Origin of the sequence: Cellvibrio sp. UBA7671, from assembly GCA_002483145.1 — a bacterium.
In the GTDB taxonomy this organism is placed as follows: Bacteria; Pseudomonadota; Gammaproteobacteria; order Pseudomonadales; family Cellvibrionaceae; genus Cellvibrio; species Cellvibrio fibrivorans.
The window spans coordinates 2,132-2,342 of the sequence record DLHJ01000007.1; the positions used below are offsets into that span (position 1 = coordinate 2,132).

Here is a 211-nt window from a genome sequence, read left to right on the forward strand (position 1 = left end):
ACCCAGTTTTGAAGTGCGCGGTCAATTGCCGGTACCTGCTGATTTTTCTACCGATGAACAACGCGCACTGCTCGCATTTGCCGAGCGCAGCAAATTTTTGTCGGCCGAGCGCCAAAGCGAACTCGCCGTGATTCTCCAACCCGTGATTAATGCCAAAGATCCTGTTATCGCCATCAAACAAATGGCGAACACTATGGTTGGCAAGCAGTAA

The 211-nt window shown here is 50.7% G+C and carries 1 pseudogene; it reads left to right on the forward strand.

Annotated features, from left to right (window positions below):
• Positions 1–211, forward strand: a pseudogene (locus tag B4E62_RS07825) (RDD family protein); the annotation flags it as partial.